Source organism: Bradyrhizobium sp. C9 (assembly GCF_002532045.1).
Taxonomy (GTDB): domain Bacteria; phylum Pseudomonadota; class Alphaproteobacteria; order Rhizobiales; family Xanthobacteraceae; genus Bradyrhizobium.
Genome location: NZ_NWTG01000032.1, coordinates 13446 through 28821 on the forward strand (window position 1 = coordinate 13446; position 15376 = coordinate 28821).

Annotated in this window: 12 protein-coding genes; 10 read left to right on the forward strand and 2 right to left on the reverse strand. The window is 65.0% G+C overall.

What is annotated here, in order from left to right; translation table 11 throughout:
- Positions 1-6 precede the first annotated feature (6 nt).
- On the forward strand, positions 7-1548 hold the full coding sequence (locus CO675_RS35460) for an acyl-CoA synthetase (RefSeq protein ID WP_097676529.1): 1542 nt from the start codon (positions 7-9) through the stop codon (positions 1546-1548).
- Between the two features lie 127 nt (positions 1549-1675).
- Positions 1676-2896: an ABC transporter substrate-binding protein gene (locus tag CO675_RS35465; protein WP_198964861.1), complete on the forward strand. Its 1221-nt coding sequence runs from the start codon at positions 1676-1678 to the stop codon at positions 2894-2896.
- 253 nt (positions 2897-3149) lie between these two features.
- Here the strand turns inward: CO675_RS35465 and CO675_RS35470 are convergent, their stop codons facing one another.
- Positions 3150-3914, reverse strand: coding sequence for a helix-turn-helix domain-containing protein (locus CO675_RS35470; RefSeq protein ID WP_097676530.1), 765 nt, complete (start codon positions 3912-3914; stop codon positions 3150-3152).
- Between the two features lie 253 nt (positions 3915-4167).
- On the opposite strand from CO675_RS35470, the gene CO675_RS35475 reads away from it, so the two are divergent.
- The 3 genes from CO675_RS35475 (at position 4168) to CO675_RS35485 (ending at position 9533) form a co-directional block, all read left to right on the forward strand.
- Complete coding sequence (locus tag CO675_RS35475) at positions 4168-6387, forward strand: marine proteobacterial sortase target protein (RefSeq protein WP_502693437.1); 2220 nt, start codon at positions 4168-4170, stop codon at positions 6385-6387.
- A gap of 143 nt (positions 6388-6530) precedes the next feature.
- The gene (locus CO675_RS35480) at positions 6531-7142 is read left to right on the forward strand and encodes a class GN sortase (RefSeq protein WP_097676532.1); all 612 of its coding nucleotides are present in this window, start codon (positions 6531-6533) and stop codon (positions 7140-7142) included.
- Between the two features lie 168 nt (positions 7143-7310).
- On the forward strand, positions 7311-9533 hold the full coding sequence (locus tag CO675_RS35485; protein WP_097676533.1) for an acetate--CoA ligase family protein: 2223 nt from the start codon (positions 7311-7313) through the stop codon (positions 9531-9533).
- Between the two features lie 173 nt (positions 9534-9706).
- Here the strand turns inward: CO675_RS35485 and CO675_RS35490 are convergent, their stop codons facing one another.
- A complete protein-coding gene (locus CO675_RS35490) occupies positions 9707-10468 on the reverse strand; it encodes a S1 family peptidase (protein ID WP_097676534.1) in 762 nt (253 codons plus the stop codon).
- A gap of 435 nt (positions 10469-10903) precedes the next feature.
- Here CO675_RS35490 and CO675_RS35495 point away from each other — a divergent pair, with 435 nt between their 5' ends.
- The 5 genes from CO675_RS35495 to CO675_RS35515 all read left to right on the forward strand — a co-directional run bounded on the left by CO675_RS35495 (position 10904) and on the right by CO675_RS35515 (position 15361).
- Positions 10904-11578, forward strand: a complete 675-nt coding sequence (locus CO675_RS35495) for a LuxR C-terminal-related transcriptional regulator (RefSeq protein WP_097676579.1) — start codon at positions 10904-10906, stop codon at positions 11576-11578.
- A 349-nt stretch (positions 11579-11927) separates the two neighbouring features.
- Complete coding sequence (locus tag CO675_RS35500; RefSeq protein WP_097676580.1) at positions 11928-14384, forward strand: S8 family serine peptidase; 2457 nt, start codon at positions 11928-11930, stop codon at positions 14382-14384.
- A 174-nt stretch (positions 14385-14558) separates the two neighbouring features.
- On the forward strand, positions 14559-14750 hold the full coding sequence (locus CO675_RS35505; RefSeq protein ID WP_029080476.1) for a hypothetical protein: 192 nt from the start codon (positions 14559-14561) through the stop codon (positions 14748-14750).
- Positions 14751-14806: 56 nt separating this feature from the next.
- The gene (locus CO675_RS35510; protein WP_097676535.1) at positions 14807-14986 is read left to right on the forward strand and encodes a hypothetical protein; all 180 of its coding nucleotides are present in this window, start codon (positions 14807-14809) and stop codon (positions 14984-14986) included.
- Between the two features lie 36 nt (positions 14987-15022).
- Positions 15023-15361 (forward strand): hypothetical protein, encoded by a 339-nt coding sequence (locus CO675_RS35515; RefSeq protein WP_143279201.1) that lies wholly within the window; start codon positions 15023-15025, stop codon positions 15359-15361.
- The last annotated feature ends 15 nt before the right edge of the window (positions 15362-15376 follow it).

Genomic DNA, 15376 nt, shown 5'->3' on the forward strand with positions numbered 1-15376 from the left:
GGACATTTGCCGGTTCGTTATTACGACTGGATCACGCATCATCGCCGGCGCACGCCGGACAAGATGGCGCTTGTCGATCTCGCAAGCGGTCGCCGTTTCAGCTATGCGGGCCTCGACGCGCGCGTGTCCCGGCTCGCCGGCTATCTGCGCGACGAGCTGAAGGTCGCCTGCGGCGACCGGGTCGCGGTGCTGGCGCTGAACACCACGGATACGCTGGAGGTGCAGTTCGCCTGCTTCCGGATCGGGGCGGTCTTCCTGCCGCTCAACACCCGCCTCACCGTTCCCGAGCTGCGCTACATCACCGGCGATGCCTCACCCAAGGTGATGATCCATGACGATGATCTCGCCGAGACCGCGCTTGCGGTCGCCAAGCTCTGCGACGTCGCGTCGACCGTGCGGCTCGGCCCCGGCGGCGCCTATGAAGCCGGCATCGCGGCGGCCAAACCGCTCGAACGGTTCGAGGAGGTCACGCTCGATGACATCTCGACCATCATGTACACTTCGGGCACCACGGGCCAGCCCAAGGGCGCGATCATCACCCATGGGATGACGTTCTGGAATTGCGTCAATCTCGGCGGCCCCGCCTACATCTCGCCGGCCTCCGTGCTGCTGACGGTGCTGCCGTTGTTTCATACCGGCGGACTGAATTGCTACACCAACCCGGTGCTGCATGCCGGCGGCACCGTGCTGATCATGCGCGCGTTCGATCCCGGCGAGGCCTTGAGGCTGATCGGCGATCCGGCGCAAGGCATCAACGTGTTCTTCGGCGTGCCCGCGATCTACCAGTTCATGGCGCAGCATCCAGCTTTCGCGTCGGTGGATTTCAGCCGCCTGATGATCGGCGGCGTCGGCGGCGCGCCGATGCCGGTGCCGTTGCTCAAGACCTGGGAGGCTCGCGGCGTGGCGCTGCAACAGGGTTACGGCATGACCGAGACCTCGCCCGCGGTGATGGTGCTCGACCGCGAGGATGCCGCGCGCAAGGCCGGCTCGTCCGGCAAGCCGGTGCTGCACACGGAAGTGAGAATCGTGCGGCCTGACGGCAGCGATGCCGCGGTCGGCGAGCTCGGCGAACTCTGGGTCAAGGGCCCGAACATCACGCCGGGTTACTGGAACCGGCCGGACGCCAACGCCGCGTCCTTCACCGACGGTTGGCTGCACACCGGCGACGCCACCCGGATCGACGAGGAAGGCTTCTACTACATCGTCGACCGCTGGAAGGACATGTACATCTCCGGCGGCGAGAACGTCTATCCGGCCGAGGTCGAGAGCGTGCTGCATCAACTGGCAGCCGTGGCCGAGGCCGCTGTGATCGGCATTCCCGACCAGCAATGGGGCGAAGTCGGAATGGCGATCATCGCCGTGAAGCCCGGCCATACTCTGACGCCGGCCGAGATCCACGCGCATTGCCAGGCCAATCTGGCGCGGTTCAAGTGCCCGCGCCTGATCGAATTCATCGATGCCCTGCCGCGAAACGCGACAGGCAAAATTCATAAGCCGACGCTGCGGCAGCAATTCAGCCAGCCGAAGCCGACCGATACCGCGGCGTGATCCGAAAACGCGCCTCGCGCGTTTCGAATTTCGCAGTGACAAGAACTGCCCCGCAACCGTCTGCCGGGACCGGCTGCGGGTTCGTTGCGTAAGTCCCCAACCAGAATCAATCGAGGAAATTGCCTTTATGAAAACCACAAAATTGTCGCTGCTGGCCGCCGCCGCGGCGCTTTGCCTGCTCTCCAGCCAGGCCGCCTTTGCACAAAAGAAGTATGACACCGGCGCCTCCGACACCGAGATCAAGATCGGCAATGTCGAGGCCTATAGCGGTCCCGCGTCCGCCTACGGCGTCATCGGCAAGACCGAAGAAGCCTATTTCAAGATGATCAACGATCAGGGCGGCATCAACGGCCGCAAGATCAACTGGATCTCCTACGACGACGGCTACTCGCCGCCGAAGACCGTGGAGCAGATCCGCAAGCTGATCGAGAGCGACGAGGTGTTCCTGGTGTTCAACGCGCTGGGCACGCCGACCCAGACCGCGGTACAAAAGTATCACAACGCCAAGAAGGTGCCGCAGCTGTTCCTCGCCACCGGCGCCAGCAAGTGGAACGACCCGAAAGATTTTCCGTGGACCATGGGCTTCCAGCCGAGCTATCGCGTCGAGGCGCGGATTTTCGGCAAGTACATCCTCAAGGCCAAGCCGGATGCCAAGGTCGCGATCTTCTATGCCAATGACGATTTCGGCAAGGACTACCTGGTCGGCCTCAAGGAGGTGCTCGACAAGTCGAGCGTCAAGATCGTCGCCGAGGAAAGCTACGAGACGACCGAGCCGTCGATCGATTCCCACATCGTCAAGCTGAAGGACACCGGCGCCGACGTGTTCGTCAACATCTCGACGCCGAAATTCGCGGCGCAGGCGATCAAGAAGATCGCCGAGCTCGGCTGGAAGCCGATGCAGGTGATGACCGACGTCTCGATCTCGATCGGCGCGGTCATGAAGCCCGCCGGCCTCGAAGCATCCGAAGGCGTGCTGTCGGCCGGCTATCTCAAGGACGCGTCCGATCCGCAGTGGAAGAATGACGAGGGCATGAAGAAGTTCATGGCCTTCGCCGAGAAGTACATGCCGGGCGCGAATCTCTCCGACGCCAATCTGGTCTATGGCTACGCCGCGGCGCAGACCATGGTGCAGGTGCTGAAGCAGGCCGGAGACAACCTGACGCGTGAGAACGTGATGAAGCAGGCTGCCAGCCTGAAGGACTTCACGCCCGACACGCTGATCCCCGGCATCCGGATCAACACCAGCGCGACCGACTTCGCTCCGGTCGAGCAGCTCAAGATGATGCAGTTCAAGAACGGGCAGTGGGAGCTGTTCGGCGACATCATCAGCGCCGAGACCGGCGGCTAGCGCTGCGCGCACCGCGTCCAAACATCAGCCATCGCGAAGCCGCCCATCCGGGCGGCTTCGTTGTTTCGGCGAGCACTTCGCCGATCAAACCGAGTTTAAAGTAGAGCCGGCGCCGGGAGGCACCCCTGTCTCACCGTCACCCTGAGGAGCCGCGAAGCGGCGTCTCGAAGGGTCGACGCCCCCGCTGGTGGCCGTGCATCCTTCGAGAGCCGCTTCGCGGCTCCTCAGGATGACGGGGCTAATTCTGTCGACGTCAGCCCGGCAAAAAGATCGCAAACGGCTCGTCGATCGTGCGGCGCAGATGCTCGCGATAGAGGGCGTAGTTGCCATCGTCAGCCGACACCCGGCCAAGGCTCGGCTTCGGCACATTCTTCACCGGCAGGAACGCGATCGGCGCGGCGACCGGCGTCAGCAGCGAGCCGCGGCCGGCAAGCAGCGTCGTGATGATGCCGTACATCTCACCGGTGTTGCGCGGGCGCGAGACCGTGATCACGCGATGTTGGCCATGGCGGTTGGTTACCAGATAGACGAAGCCCGATTCGTTGGGCACCGCCACCTCGCCATACTGGGTGTAGTCGGCATCCTGCCGCTCGCCTTCGCGGAAGCCGAGCGCTGACGCCGCATCGTCCCAGGCGATCTCCGTCCGATAGGCGTAGACCGCGCCCTGCTCGCCGAACGACGGGCGCACCGTGATGTAAGTGCCTTCGATCCGCGCCACCGAGCGGCGCGAATACGATCCGAGGCTGTCGGGCGCGATCCCGCCATTGGCAGGCACGGCCACCGCGATCGCCTCCGGCAGCTTGCGCAGGGACACGCCGAGCGCCTGCTCGAGCCGCACGGTGGTCGCCAACGTGAACGGACGGCGGCCGCCGAGCACCTTCTCCAGCGTCGACAGGCTGAGCTTGGCCTGCTCGGCCAGCGTCTGCCGCGAGATGCGGCGGCGCGCAATTTCCTCGCGGATGGTCTCCGCGACCTGCTGGCTCTGCTCGGTTGAAAGCTGCTTGTCCGGCGTCGGCATCCTGATTCCTGCCCGGTTCCCCTTGATTCCGCGCAGTCTAGCAGACCGGACAATCCATCACAAAACCGCACAAACCCGCCTCGACCGACGGCGGACCGCGCCGGACGGCGGCCAATCATTGCCGATCATTCTGCTCGCGCCAAAACCGCCGCTCTCCATGATTGCGAAGCAGCGAAAGCCTCGCTCGGGAGTGACGAAAATGACGATTTACGATGCATGTGAGAGCAGCCCGCAGATCCGCCTGTCGCGCCGGATGCGCATTGTGCTGTTCTTCCTGGTGGAAGGTGTGGCCGCGCTGGCGATCGGCTTCGCGGTGCTGTTCGTGAGTTTTGATCCGGTCTGGTCGGCCGAGCTGCCGCAGCAGGCGGTGCTGCGGCCGAGCGATGCGCGCTCCGGCTCGCTGCTGTTCAAGACCGACGACGGCTATGCCGACGCAACCAGGCTCGGCATCGATGTCGACCTCACCGTGTCGGGCCCGACGGTGCGGGCCCGCGTGACGCAGATCTTCCGCAACCCGACCAAGGACTGGGTGGAAGCGACCTATGTCTATCCACTACCGGCCGGCGGCGCGGTCGACACGCTGAAGATGGTGGTCGGTGACCGCATCGTGGTCGGCGACATCAAGGAGCGGCAGCAGGCCCGCGCGATCTACGAGCAGGCCAAGCAGAATGGCCAGAAGGCCGCGCTAACCGAGCAGGAGCGGCCGAACATCTTCACCAACTCGGTTGCCAATATCGGTCCCGGCGAAACCGTGCTGGTGCAGATCGAATATCAGGAGCCGGTGCAGCAGAGCGGCAACGAATTCTCGCTGCGGGTGCCGATGGTGGTCGGCCCGCGCTACAATCCGCGCCCGGTGGTGCAGAGCGTCGACCTTCGCGCCGACGGCGGCGGCTGGGGCGTCACCGCGACCGATCCGGTGCCGGACCGCGATCGTATCGCCTCCGAAGTGCTCGATCCCGCGACAAATGCGCCGGTCAATCCGACCAACATCACGGTGCACCTCAACGCCGGCTTCCCGCTCGGCGACGTGAAAAGTCATTTCCACCAGGTCAGGGTCGAGAGCCTCGACAGCACCACGCGCATCGTCAAGCTCGCCGAAGGCCCGGTACCGGCCGATCGCGATTTCGAGCTGACCTGGAAGCCGGCCACCGAAAAGGCGCCGTCGGTCGGGCTGTTCCGCGAGCATGTCGGTAATTCCGACTATTTGCTGGCCTTCGTCACCCCGCCATCGGTCGAGCAGGCGCAACAGAAGCAGCTCCGACGCGAAGTGATCTTCGTGATCGACAATTCGGGCTCGATGGGCGGCACCTCGATCATCCAGGCCAAGGCGAGCCTCATCTATGCCCTCGGCCGCCTGCAGCCGACCGATCGCTTCAACGTGATCCGCTTCGACGACACCATGGACACCCTGTTCCCGTCGCCGGTCGCTGCCAACAGCGCCAATATCGGCAACGCGACCTCGTTCGTCAGCGCGATACAGGCACGCGGCGGCACCGAGATGGTGCCGGCGATGCGCGCGGCGCTGTCCGACACCAACCATGATGGCGCCGACCATGTCCGCCAGGTGGTGTTCCTGACCGACGGCGCCATCGGCAACGAGCAGCAATTGTTCGAGACCATCAGCGCGCTGCGCGGCCGTTCACGAATCTTCATGGTCGGCATCGGCTCGGCGCCGAACACCTATCTGATGACGCGCGCTGCCGAGCTCGGCCGCGGCACCTTCACCCATATCGGCTCGGTCGAGCAGGTCGACGAGCGGGTGCGCGACCTGTTCGCCAAGCTGGAGAATCCCGCGGTGACCAACCTCGCCGCAAAATTTTCCGAGGCGACGGCCGACCTGACGCCGTCGGCGCTCCCCGACGTCTACCGCGACGAGCCGCTGGTGCTGGCTGCGAAGCTCGACAAGCTTACCGGCTCGGTCGAGATCAAGGGCCGGATCGGCGATCGTCCGTGGAGCGTGACGCTGCCGCTCGCGAATGCCGCCGAAGGCAAGGGCCTCTCCAAGCTGTGGGCACGCCGCAAGATCGCGGATGCCGAGGTTGCGCGCACCACGCGGCAGGCGAGCCCGGAGGATGCCGACAAGACCATTCTTGCGCTGGCGCTGGAGCATCAGCTTGTGACGCGGCTGACCAGCCTCGTTGCGGTCGACAAGACGCCGAGCCGTCCCGAAGGCGAGCCGCTGAAGTTGAGTGAACTTCCGCTCAACCTGCCCGCTGGCTGGGATTTCGCAAAGGTGTTCGGTGAGCGTCCGCGCCTGCCGGCCGCACCGGGCGAACGTCGTGCCGATGCCGGAGACGGCAAAGTGCAGCTCGCCGCGCTGAAGCGGTCACCGGTCGCCACGCAAGGTCCCGGCACGATCCAGCTGCCGAAGACCGCGACCGATGCCGAGCTGAAGATGATCGCAGGTGTGATCCTGCTCACGGTCAGCCTTCTGCTTCTGGTGTTCAACCGACGTCAGACGTCGTCCCACTGACGTCGGATGAAAGGAGGAGGTGCCCCCGACCTCCTCTTTCAAGAGCGCGCGCGGCCTTCTCACCCGTCCCCCCGGGGGGCCGCGCGCGCCATTTCTCTCAACAGGCGTCATTGCGAGCGAAGCAACGACCCGAGCAGAACAAGATGCGCCGCTTCATTCTCCCGCTCGCCTTCGCCCTCATCGGCCTGATCCTGTTCGGCCAGGGCGCCTATATCCACGCCAAGGCGCTGCTTGCGCAGGTGCTGCTGGAGCGCGCCTTCGCACAGAGCATCGCGACCGGACATGCCGTGAAACCGTGGCGCTGGGCAGATACCTGGCCGGTGGCCCGGATCGAGGTGAAGCGCCTGCATGCGTCCGCGATTGCGCTAGCCGGCAGCAGCGGCCAAGCGCTGGCGTTCGGCCCCGGCCACGTCGAAGAGACCGTCGATGCCGGCGAGCCGGGCGTTGCGGTCTATTCCGCGCATCGCGACACCCATTTCCGCTTTCTGAAAGATGTCACAATCGGTGACGAGATCGACGTCACGAGAAGCGACGGCAAGATTTTTCGCTACCGGGCCGATCGCAGCGCGGTCGTCCGTTTCGATCAATCGGGCATCGATCCGCTCACCAACCGGTATGAGCTGGTGCTGTCGACCTGCTGGCCGTTCGACGCGCTGACATCCGGCCCCGAGCGTTACGTGCTGCACGCGACCATGGTCCAATCGGATTCGAGCCAGCTCGAAACGGATTCGAGCCCATCCGACTCTGGTTCCTGATACGCATCGATTTTGCGCCTGCCGGGATATTGCAAGCGATGGCCTGACTTGCGTCAGCGTGAGTTGCTACCCCCTTCCATCGGCCATAAAAACAATGAAAAGTCGCGTTCTGCGGTGATCCGCCGTGGGCCAGAGGAAACAAGTAGAACAAGGATAAGGGCAGGCTCCATGGAAGCTTTCGCAGGCACCGCGTCACATTCGTCCCGCAAATGGGCACCGCCCGCTGACGCCAGCGATATCGTCAAGAGCATCCATGCGATGCTGCACCCGCGCAATATCGTGCTGGTCGGCGCCACCGACAAGCCCGGCAACTATGCCGAACGGATCTGGAACAATCTCGTCAAATACGAATATGCCGGCGGCCTGTTTCCGATCAACGCCAAACGCGAAACCATCTGGGGCGTCACCTGCTACAAGGATTTCGCCAGCCTTCCCGAAAAGCCCGACCATGTGCTGGTGCTGGTGCCGGCCCGCTTTGCCGTGCAGGTGATCCGCGATGCGGCCGCTGCCGGCGCCCGCTCGGCGACCATCGTCACGTCGGGCTTCAGCGAGTTGCAGGATGAAGAGAGCCAGCGGCTCGCGGTCGAGCTGAAGCAGGCGATCAAGGAGACCGGGCTGGCGGTCACCGGTCCGAATTGCCTCGGCAATCTCAGCGCCGGCGAGAACCTGTTCACCAACATCGACGACCGCATCGTCACCATGGAGCCGGGCGCGGTGGCGATCGCCGGCCAATCCGGCGCGATCGTGATGGCGATCCGCCAGGCGCTGGAGGATCGCGGCGTCGGTGTCGGCTACATGGTCACGACCGGCAATGAATCCGGCCTCGAGACCCCCGACTTGATGAGCTATTTCGCCGCCGATCCCAGCATCCGCGTCATCGTGGTCTATCTCGAAGGCGTCAGGAACACAAAAGTGTTCCGCGAAGCCTGCAAGGCTGCGCGCGCTGCGGGCAAGCCGGTCATCGCGCTCAAGCTCGGCGCCTCCGAAGGCGGCCGCGCCGCCGCGATGGCGCATACCGGTGCGCTGGCCGGCTCGATCGAGACATTCGATGCGATCTCGACCCGCGAAGGCGTGATCCGGGTGCGCGGGCTGGATGAATTGATCGAAACCACCGAGTGCTTCGTCCATGCCGATCCACCGAAGGGCAACCGCCTCGCGGCGGTGTCGCTGTCGGGCGGCAAGCGCGGCCTTCTGATCGACGCGTTCTATTCCGCCGGCCTGAACTTCGCGCCGCTGAGCCCGAATGCGTCCGAGCAATTGGCGAAGATGCTCGGGCCCGGCAGCATCGTCGGTAACCCGCTCGACGCCGGCTTCGCCGCGGTGGTCGATCCCTCCGTCTACATGAAGTCGATCAAGATCATGATCGACGATCCCGACACCGACATCGTCATCATCGATGCCGAGCTGCCGAAGGCGCCGCACGAGCTGCGCGAGCGCAATCTAAAGATCGTCAACGAGATGGCGGGCCAGGCCAACAAGCCGGTGATCTATATCAGCGCAATGTCGATCGGCTTCACCGAGTTCACCAAGGGACTGCGCAAGTCGCTGCCCGATATCGCGGTCTTGCAAGGTCTCGACCGCGCGGTCGGCGCGATCAAGTCGCTGATCGAATATGCCGGTCTGCGCAAGGAAGTGCCCGACATCGTGTCGAGTTCGAAGCCGTCCGCGCGCGCGGTGCTGGAGAAGACGCTGAAGGCCGCCAACGGCGCCGCCGCGCTCGACGAGGTTGCCTCGAAGCAGCTGCTCAAGGCCTACGGCATCCCGATCTCCAAGGAAGACGTCGCGCAGACCGCGGCCGAGGCCGTAAAGATCGCCAAGGCAATCGGCTTTCCGGTGGTCGCGAAAGTTGTCAGCCCCGACATCCTGCACAAGTCGGACATCGGCGGCGTGGTGCTGAACCTCGGCAATGCGGCCGAGGTGAAGAAGGCGTTCAACGACATCACCGCGCGGGTGAAGAAGCTAAAGGGCAAGCCGAAGCTCGAGGGCATCCTGATCGCGCAACAGGTCAAGGCCGACCTCGAGCTCGTGGTCGGCGCCTCGCTCGATGCCGAGATGGGCCCCGTGGTGCTGTTCGGCACCGGCGGCGTCGATATCGAGCTGCTGAAGGACGTCGCCCTTGCCGGCGCGCCGCTCGATGCCGCCGAAGCGAAACAGCTGATCGCCAAGACCAAGGCCGGCGTCAAGCTGAAGGGCTATCGCGGCAAGCCCGCGCTGCACGAGCCATCGGCAGTGAAGGCGCTGGTCGGGCTCTCCAACCTGATGGCCGACGCCAATGGCCGCATCGCTTCGATCGACGTCAATCCGTTCCTGATCAACAGCAAGCTCGGCGTCGCCGTCGACGGCCTGATCGTGCTGAACAACGCCGCCGCGAACAAGGCGGCGGGGCATTAGGGCTGATCGAGCTGATTAGGCACTCATCCTCCCCATCATCCTGAGGTGCGAGCGGAGCGAGCCTCGAAGGATGCACGGCCCAGATGGCCGTCGATCCTTCGAGACGCCGCTTCGCGGTTCCTCAGGATGACGGAACTATGAGCACATCAGCGCTTCGAACGGCTGCCGCTCGGCTAAAAGCTTGCGCCCCACTGCAGCGCGGTCTGCATCACCCAATCGCGATAGAGCGTGAGCGGCGTCACGCCGGTGATGCCGCCGCAACCGGCAGTGCCGTTCGGGCCGGTGGACCAGCTCACCACGCCGACGATGACCGGGCCGCCTTGCTTGTCCTCGAACACGGGTGCACCGGAATCGCCGGTGCATGCGCCGAGCCCGTCGCGCACGCCCTGCCCGACCGGATCGACCAGACGGATCTGCAGCGTGCCGGGCTTGCCGCTCGCGATCAGGCCGGCGACGCGAATGCTGCCGCCGCTCTTGCCGTCGCCACGCACGGTGACGCCGACGCCGGCGACGGTGAAGCGGCCGCCGACCTGGATCGGAATGTTGGGCATGCCGAGTGCGGCCGGCGCCTTGCCCGCGGCCGGGACCGCAAGCTGCAGCAGCGCGACATCGGCGGTCGCCACATGATTGGTCATCGCCTGCATCCGAAAGCCGGGATGGATCGCAACCGTCTTGACGTCCTGCAGCTTCGGCTGCCGGTCCGGCCCATAATCGACGATCTTGTAATCGGCGCCGGGCTGCACGCAATGCGCCGCGGTCAGCACCACCTTCGGCGCGATCAGCGCGCCGGTGCAGAAATTGCCACGCGAGCCGACGATGGTGACGACGGCGCGCGCGACGCCATCGGTCGACGGCGCGCCACCACCGACGATCGCGAAGGCCGGCGTTGCGATCAACAGGGTCAGAAAGGCTGCCGCTCGAATCAATGTCGTCATGGAACCCTGCGATTGGCATCTGGATGGAGCACATCCGAGGCGCGGCATTGCGTCGCTCACACTCGGCCGAAGAACACGTAATCTTGTACAGAGCACCCGCACGCACACACGTCAATTATCTAAATATCTAGACGTCGATGACTACGGCGTTGAAGTCACCGCGAGATTTTCTGCAGCCCCATGGCTCGCACGCTCTGCGTGTCGCCATCTTGCCGCGATATCCGTCACATCGTATCCTGCGCCGTGCTGCCAGCACGACGTTCGAATGTGAACTGCATCTCTTGATCCCGTGCCTATCGGGGCCGTAGTTTGGGCTTGGTAATAATACAACCTCTGGCAGCATACCGCATACTTACCTTCATGACTTTCTGGATGCCGGTGCCGTCGACCTACAGACGGTTTTCGATCCGCCATTTTTTGAGTTCGAGGATCATGATGAGGATCGCGGTCGTCACGCCGATCAGGCTGTTCAGCGAGGGGCTTACCTCGAGTTTCCAGAACCACGCCGAGTTCGCCGTCGAGGCGGCGGTCTCCGATCTTGCCGGCCTGCGCGCGACCCTCGAGACCGGCAGTGTGAGTGTCATTCTGATCGACGTCACACAGGGCATCGATCTCGATGAGGTGCGCGTGATTGCGAGCGAGCACGCGCAGATCGCGCTGGTGGCGCTCGGCCTCAACGAGGACCGGCGCGACGTGGTCCGCTGCGGCCGGGCCGGGTTCAGCGGCTACATTTCCCGGAATGCCAGCTTCGACGAACTCTGCCGCGCGCTGTCGGACGTGGCATCGGGGCGGCTTGCCTGCAGCGCCGAGATTTCCGGCGGCCTGCTGCGCGCGCTGTTTTGCATGGAGCGTCAGACCGATACGATCGATACGGATCAGGGCCTGACGCGCCGCGAAGGCGAGGTTCTCAAGCTCATCGGGCAGGGCATGTCGAACAAGGAGATCGCACGCGATCTCAAGCTCAGTCTTGCCACCGTCAAGCATCACGTCCATCACGTACTGCAGAAACTCGGCCTGCCGCGCCGGGCACAGGCGATGCGGCGGGTCCGCGAAGCGCCGTGGATCGCGTCATCTGCGCCGGCGCTCGATCGCCGCCGCGAGCTCGACTGACATCAGCGACCTGAATTCCGTATTCGGCTGACCACAGCGCATGCACACATTGCCGAGCTGCGGCGCGGCTTTACGCACATGCGTGCGGCGTCGCGCAGCAAGATCGATCCCGACTAAATCCTTGGATCGATCTTTCGAGGCGCAGGATCGATCTCCTGGATCGGCCGATCCGTATCATCGGCTCGATCCTTTCTGATCCACCACGGTGAATAGGCCTTTCTCGGCACACCTGCCACAACAGCACCAACGCAGCGACATGCCGCTCTTTTCGTTCGCTGCGCGATTGCAGATTGCCGTGGAAGACGGATCGGCTGCACGAATTCGCAGCAGATCGGCCAGGATCGATTTCATGAATCCAGTTGCCGACATCGCTGGCCTGACTGCCTTGTGGCAGAGAACGTCGGGTGGCGACCCCGCGGTGAAGATCGCGATCATCGACGGTCCCGTCGATCTCAATCATCCCTCGCTCCGGCAGGCCCGTGTCGCCATGGGCGACGAATTCGTCGCGCCGTCTTCGCCGACGATCCAGTCCGAGCACGGCACGCATGTCACGAGCGTGCTGATGGGTACGCCCGGCAGCCCGGTGCTCGGCGTTGCGCCGAACTGCAGCGCAACCGTGTTCTCGATCTATCGCGAGAATGCGGCCGGGCAGATCGAGCCGTCCTCGCAAAGCACATTGGCGCTCGCGATCAACCAGGCGCTGGCCGTCGGCGCCGACATCATTAACATCAGCAGCGGCCAGCAATCCGCGACGGGACAGGCCGATCGCATTCTGGTCGACGCGGTGCGGGCCTGCGAGCGTGCCGGCAAGCTGATCGTCGCCGCTGCCGGCAATGACGGCTGCCGCTGCGTGCAGGTGCCCGGCAGCCTGTCCTCGGTGCTTGCAGTCGGCGCGTGCGATCTGGCCGGCAACCCGCTGCCGTTCAGCAATTTCGGCGACGCCTATCTCGAGAGCGGCATCCTGGCGCCCGGCGAGAACATCGCCGGCGCCTCGCCGCTCCGCAATGTCAGCCTGCGCTCCGGAACGAGTTACGCCGCGCCGATCGTGTCCGGCGTCGCCGCGCTGCTGCTCTCATGCCTGCGCCAGAACGGACGCAAGGCCGATCCACAAGCCGTCCGTGCCGCGCTGCTCGAAAGCGCAGTGCCCTGCCGCAACGACGGCAGCGCCTCGCGCTGTCTCGCCGGACGGCTCGATATTCCCGCGGCTGTCGCCGCCCTGCTTGGCGAGCAGGCGGACGCCGTCATGCCGTCGGGTGCCACGGCCGCGCCTCCCCGCTTCTGGGGAGTGTCCGCGCGCCCTTTCGTCCAACCGTCATCCGCCGCTCAGCCAACTGCAACCAGAGAGGGTTCCATGGGAGATCTATCAGCAATGTCTGCACCATCGGCTCCGCGCATATTCGGGCCGGACGGCTCGGTCCTGCGAAGCAGCGCCGGGATCATGCCAAGCGAGGCGCAGCCCGCCGCGCCGGCAGCACATGCGGCCATGGCCGCGCCTGTTGATCACGGCGTCGTCGCAGCGCCGATCGCGGCACCCGCGCCCTATCCGTATCACGCGCCTCATGCGGGCGGCGACATGGTCTGGATGCCGGCACCGGCACCGCAGATGGTGATGCCGCCGATGATGATGCCGCAGATGGCGATACCGACGGCCGGCATGATGCCGCAGACCTGGCTGCAGCCGCAGCAACTGCCCGCGCTGATGCCGAGCAATGCGCTTCCCGTCGCAATGCCCCAGGCCTTGCCGATGTACGAAGCGCCCGCGGTTCGAACCAGCGGCGAGAAGAGCTGCGGTTGTGGCGGCGGCATGCGTCCACGGGGCGCGACGGCCGAGTCCACCGGTCAGCTCGCCTTCCCGATCGGCCGGCTGTTCTACGATTTCGGCAAGGAAGCCCGCCTGGATTACTTCGTGCAGGCGATCGCCAACTGGCGCGACAGCCTGATCGGCCGCGGCGATCCAGCCTTCGGGCCCGAGCGCGACCACTCCGGCGATACCTCGGCGCCGTACAATCCGGCGATCATGGCGCGCTATCTGCTGAATCAGGCCGAAGGCGAGACCGCAACGCCGCCCGGCGCCGGCAACAACTTCCCCGACGCCGACGCCATCACCTGGACGATGACGATCGATTCGATTCCGATCTATGCGATCAAGCCGCTCGACGTGTTCGGTCTCGGGTTCTTCGCCGCGCTGATCCTGGCGCTGTGGCATCAGGAGGTTTCGCACGACGATCCTGCGACGACCCGCACCGTGGCAATCGCGACGATGTCGGCCCCCGCCGGCGGCGAGCCGCCGGCGACGCGCCCGGCATTCCCACCGCCCGGCGGCGTTGCGCGGGTCTCGATGGCCGGCTGGGTCGACAGCACCAACACGACCAAGCTGCTCAACGGCACCGTCGTGCCGACGCTCGTGACCGATTGGCGCGGCTTCTACCAATGGGATCTGTTCACCCTGTTCGGGCCACTCCCCTGGCCGGACGGCGCAGAAGGCTTCCTCGAGCGCATCTACAACGAGTTCCGCAATGTCGGCCTTTCGCCGCAGGATCGCGCGCTGAACTACTCGGCGATGAATGCCTACAACACGCGGAAGATCTTCATTGACGCTGCCAAGAAGGGCCTGCGGCTCGACACCGTCGAAGTCGACCAGAGCGTCATCTGCCGGCCGGACTCGGAATGCCACGACGTGACCTACCGCTTCTTCAACCCGACGCAAGTCCTGACCCAGGCGCGCGAAGTCTATCAGTACACGATCGACGTGAGCGACGTGGTGCCGGTGGCGGTCGGGCCGCTGCGGCAGTGGCAGGTCTATTGACGCGATTGCTCCTCTGCGCCCGGAGGAGATCAGAACGTGGCGCGAATTAGCGTCACGTGGTCCAGGAGATCGACGCGATGAGCGATCCCCTGGGCGACGTCCAGCGACGGCTGCCCCGGTCGGTGCCCACCTCCCGTAGTTGCCGTCAATTCAAACCGAAAGAAGGAGCTGAACATGTACGCAAGGAACGACTTTGAGACCTTCGGCAGCGTGCGTAGCCCGATCCAGTGTGAGGGCATCGAGCGCGGTCCGAAGCGGATTGCCGAAGTGGCGACCAACGGGTCGGTCAACCCGCAGGGTTGGCAGGACATCCTCGGTACGGCCGTGCAGGCGCTGCCGGGCGTCCTCGGTGCTTTCGGCATCTGATCGCCAAACTCGGGGCCCGGCGCTGTCGGGCCCCACCCACCTTTGAGGAGGCCGACATGATGCAGAAATCCACCGCCAGGAGCCCACAGCAACAGCAAAAGAACGGTCGCCGGATCGAGCCCTCCGGAAAGATCGTCGTGTCGTCAGTCGTGACCCACGCCTCGCTGCTCGCCGCGATCAGCGACCGCAACCCGATCATCGCCAAACGCACCACATCCGACGAAGACAAATCCTGACGTCGTCGTCATCACCGAACCTATGGAGCCGATGCCATGGCAAGACCGCCCCGCAAATCCGGATCCGACAGCGCCGCCTCTCCGCCGCCGGCGGAAGCATCCGCAGCGTCAAGCGTTGCCGACGCGCGGCGCCCGTTGGAGGCCGCTGTCGTCGCCCGTCCGAAGATCGCCACCACGCCCGCCCCGCCGACGACGTCGGCCTACATGGCGCCGCCGCAGGGCCCCGGTGCTCCGCAGCAGATGCGCCATGATGGCTCGCCGCACTCGGAGGCGAGGCTCAACACTGCGATGAAGATCCTGCTCGATCCCACGGCCCGTGCGCTGCCGAGCAAGGTCTATTCCGGACAGGCACGAAACTGGACCCGCAGACCGTGACCGGCTCGACGCAGT

Coding starts and splice junctions, on each gene's coding strand:
- CO675_RS35465 (WP_198964861.1), top strand. CDS start 1,676: ATGAAAACCACAAAATTGTCGCTGCTGGCCGCCGCCGCGGCGCTTTGC.
- CO675_RS35470 (WP_097676530.1), bottom strand. CDS start 3,914: ATGCCGACGCCGGACAAGCAGCTTTCAACCGAGCAGAGCCAGCAGGTC.
- CO675_RS35475 (WP_502693437.1), top strand. CDS start 4,168: ATGCGCATTGTGCTGTTCTTCCTGGTGGAAGGTGTGGCCGCGCTGGCG.
- CO675_RS35480 (WP_097676532.1), top strand. CDS start 6,531: ATGCGCCGCTTCATTCTCCCGCTCGCCTTCGCCCTCATCGGCCTGATC.
- CO675_RS35485 (WP_097676533.1), top strand. CDS start 7,311: ATGGAAGCTTTCGCAGGCACCGCGTCACATTCGTCCCGCAAATGGGCA.
- CO675_RS35490 (WP_097676534.1), bottom strand. CDS start 10,468: ATGACGACATTGATTCGAGCGGCAGCCTTTCTGACCCTGTTGATCGCA.
- CO675_RS35495 (WP_097676579.1), top strand. CDS start 10,904: ATGAGGATCGCGGTCGTCACGCCGATCAGGCTGTTCAGCGAGGGGCTT.
- CO675_RS35500 (WP_097676580.1), top strand. CDS start 11,928: ATGAATCCAGTTGCCGACATCGCTGGCCTGACTGCCTTGTGGCAGAGA.
- CO675_RS35505 (WP_029080476.1), top strand. CDS start 14,559: ATGTACGCAAGGAACGACTTTGAGACCTTCGGCAGCGTGCGTAGCCCG.
- CO675_RS35510 (WP_097676535.1), top strand. CDS start 14,807: ATGATGCAGAAATCCACCGCCAGGAGCCCACAGCAACAGCAAAAGAAC.
- CO675_RS35515 (WP_143279201.1), top strand. CDS start 15,023: ATGGCAAGACCGCCCCGCAAATCCGGATCCGACAGCGCCGCCTCTCCG.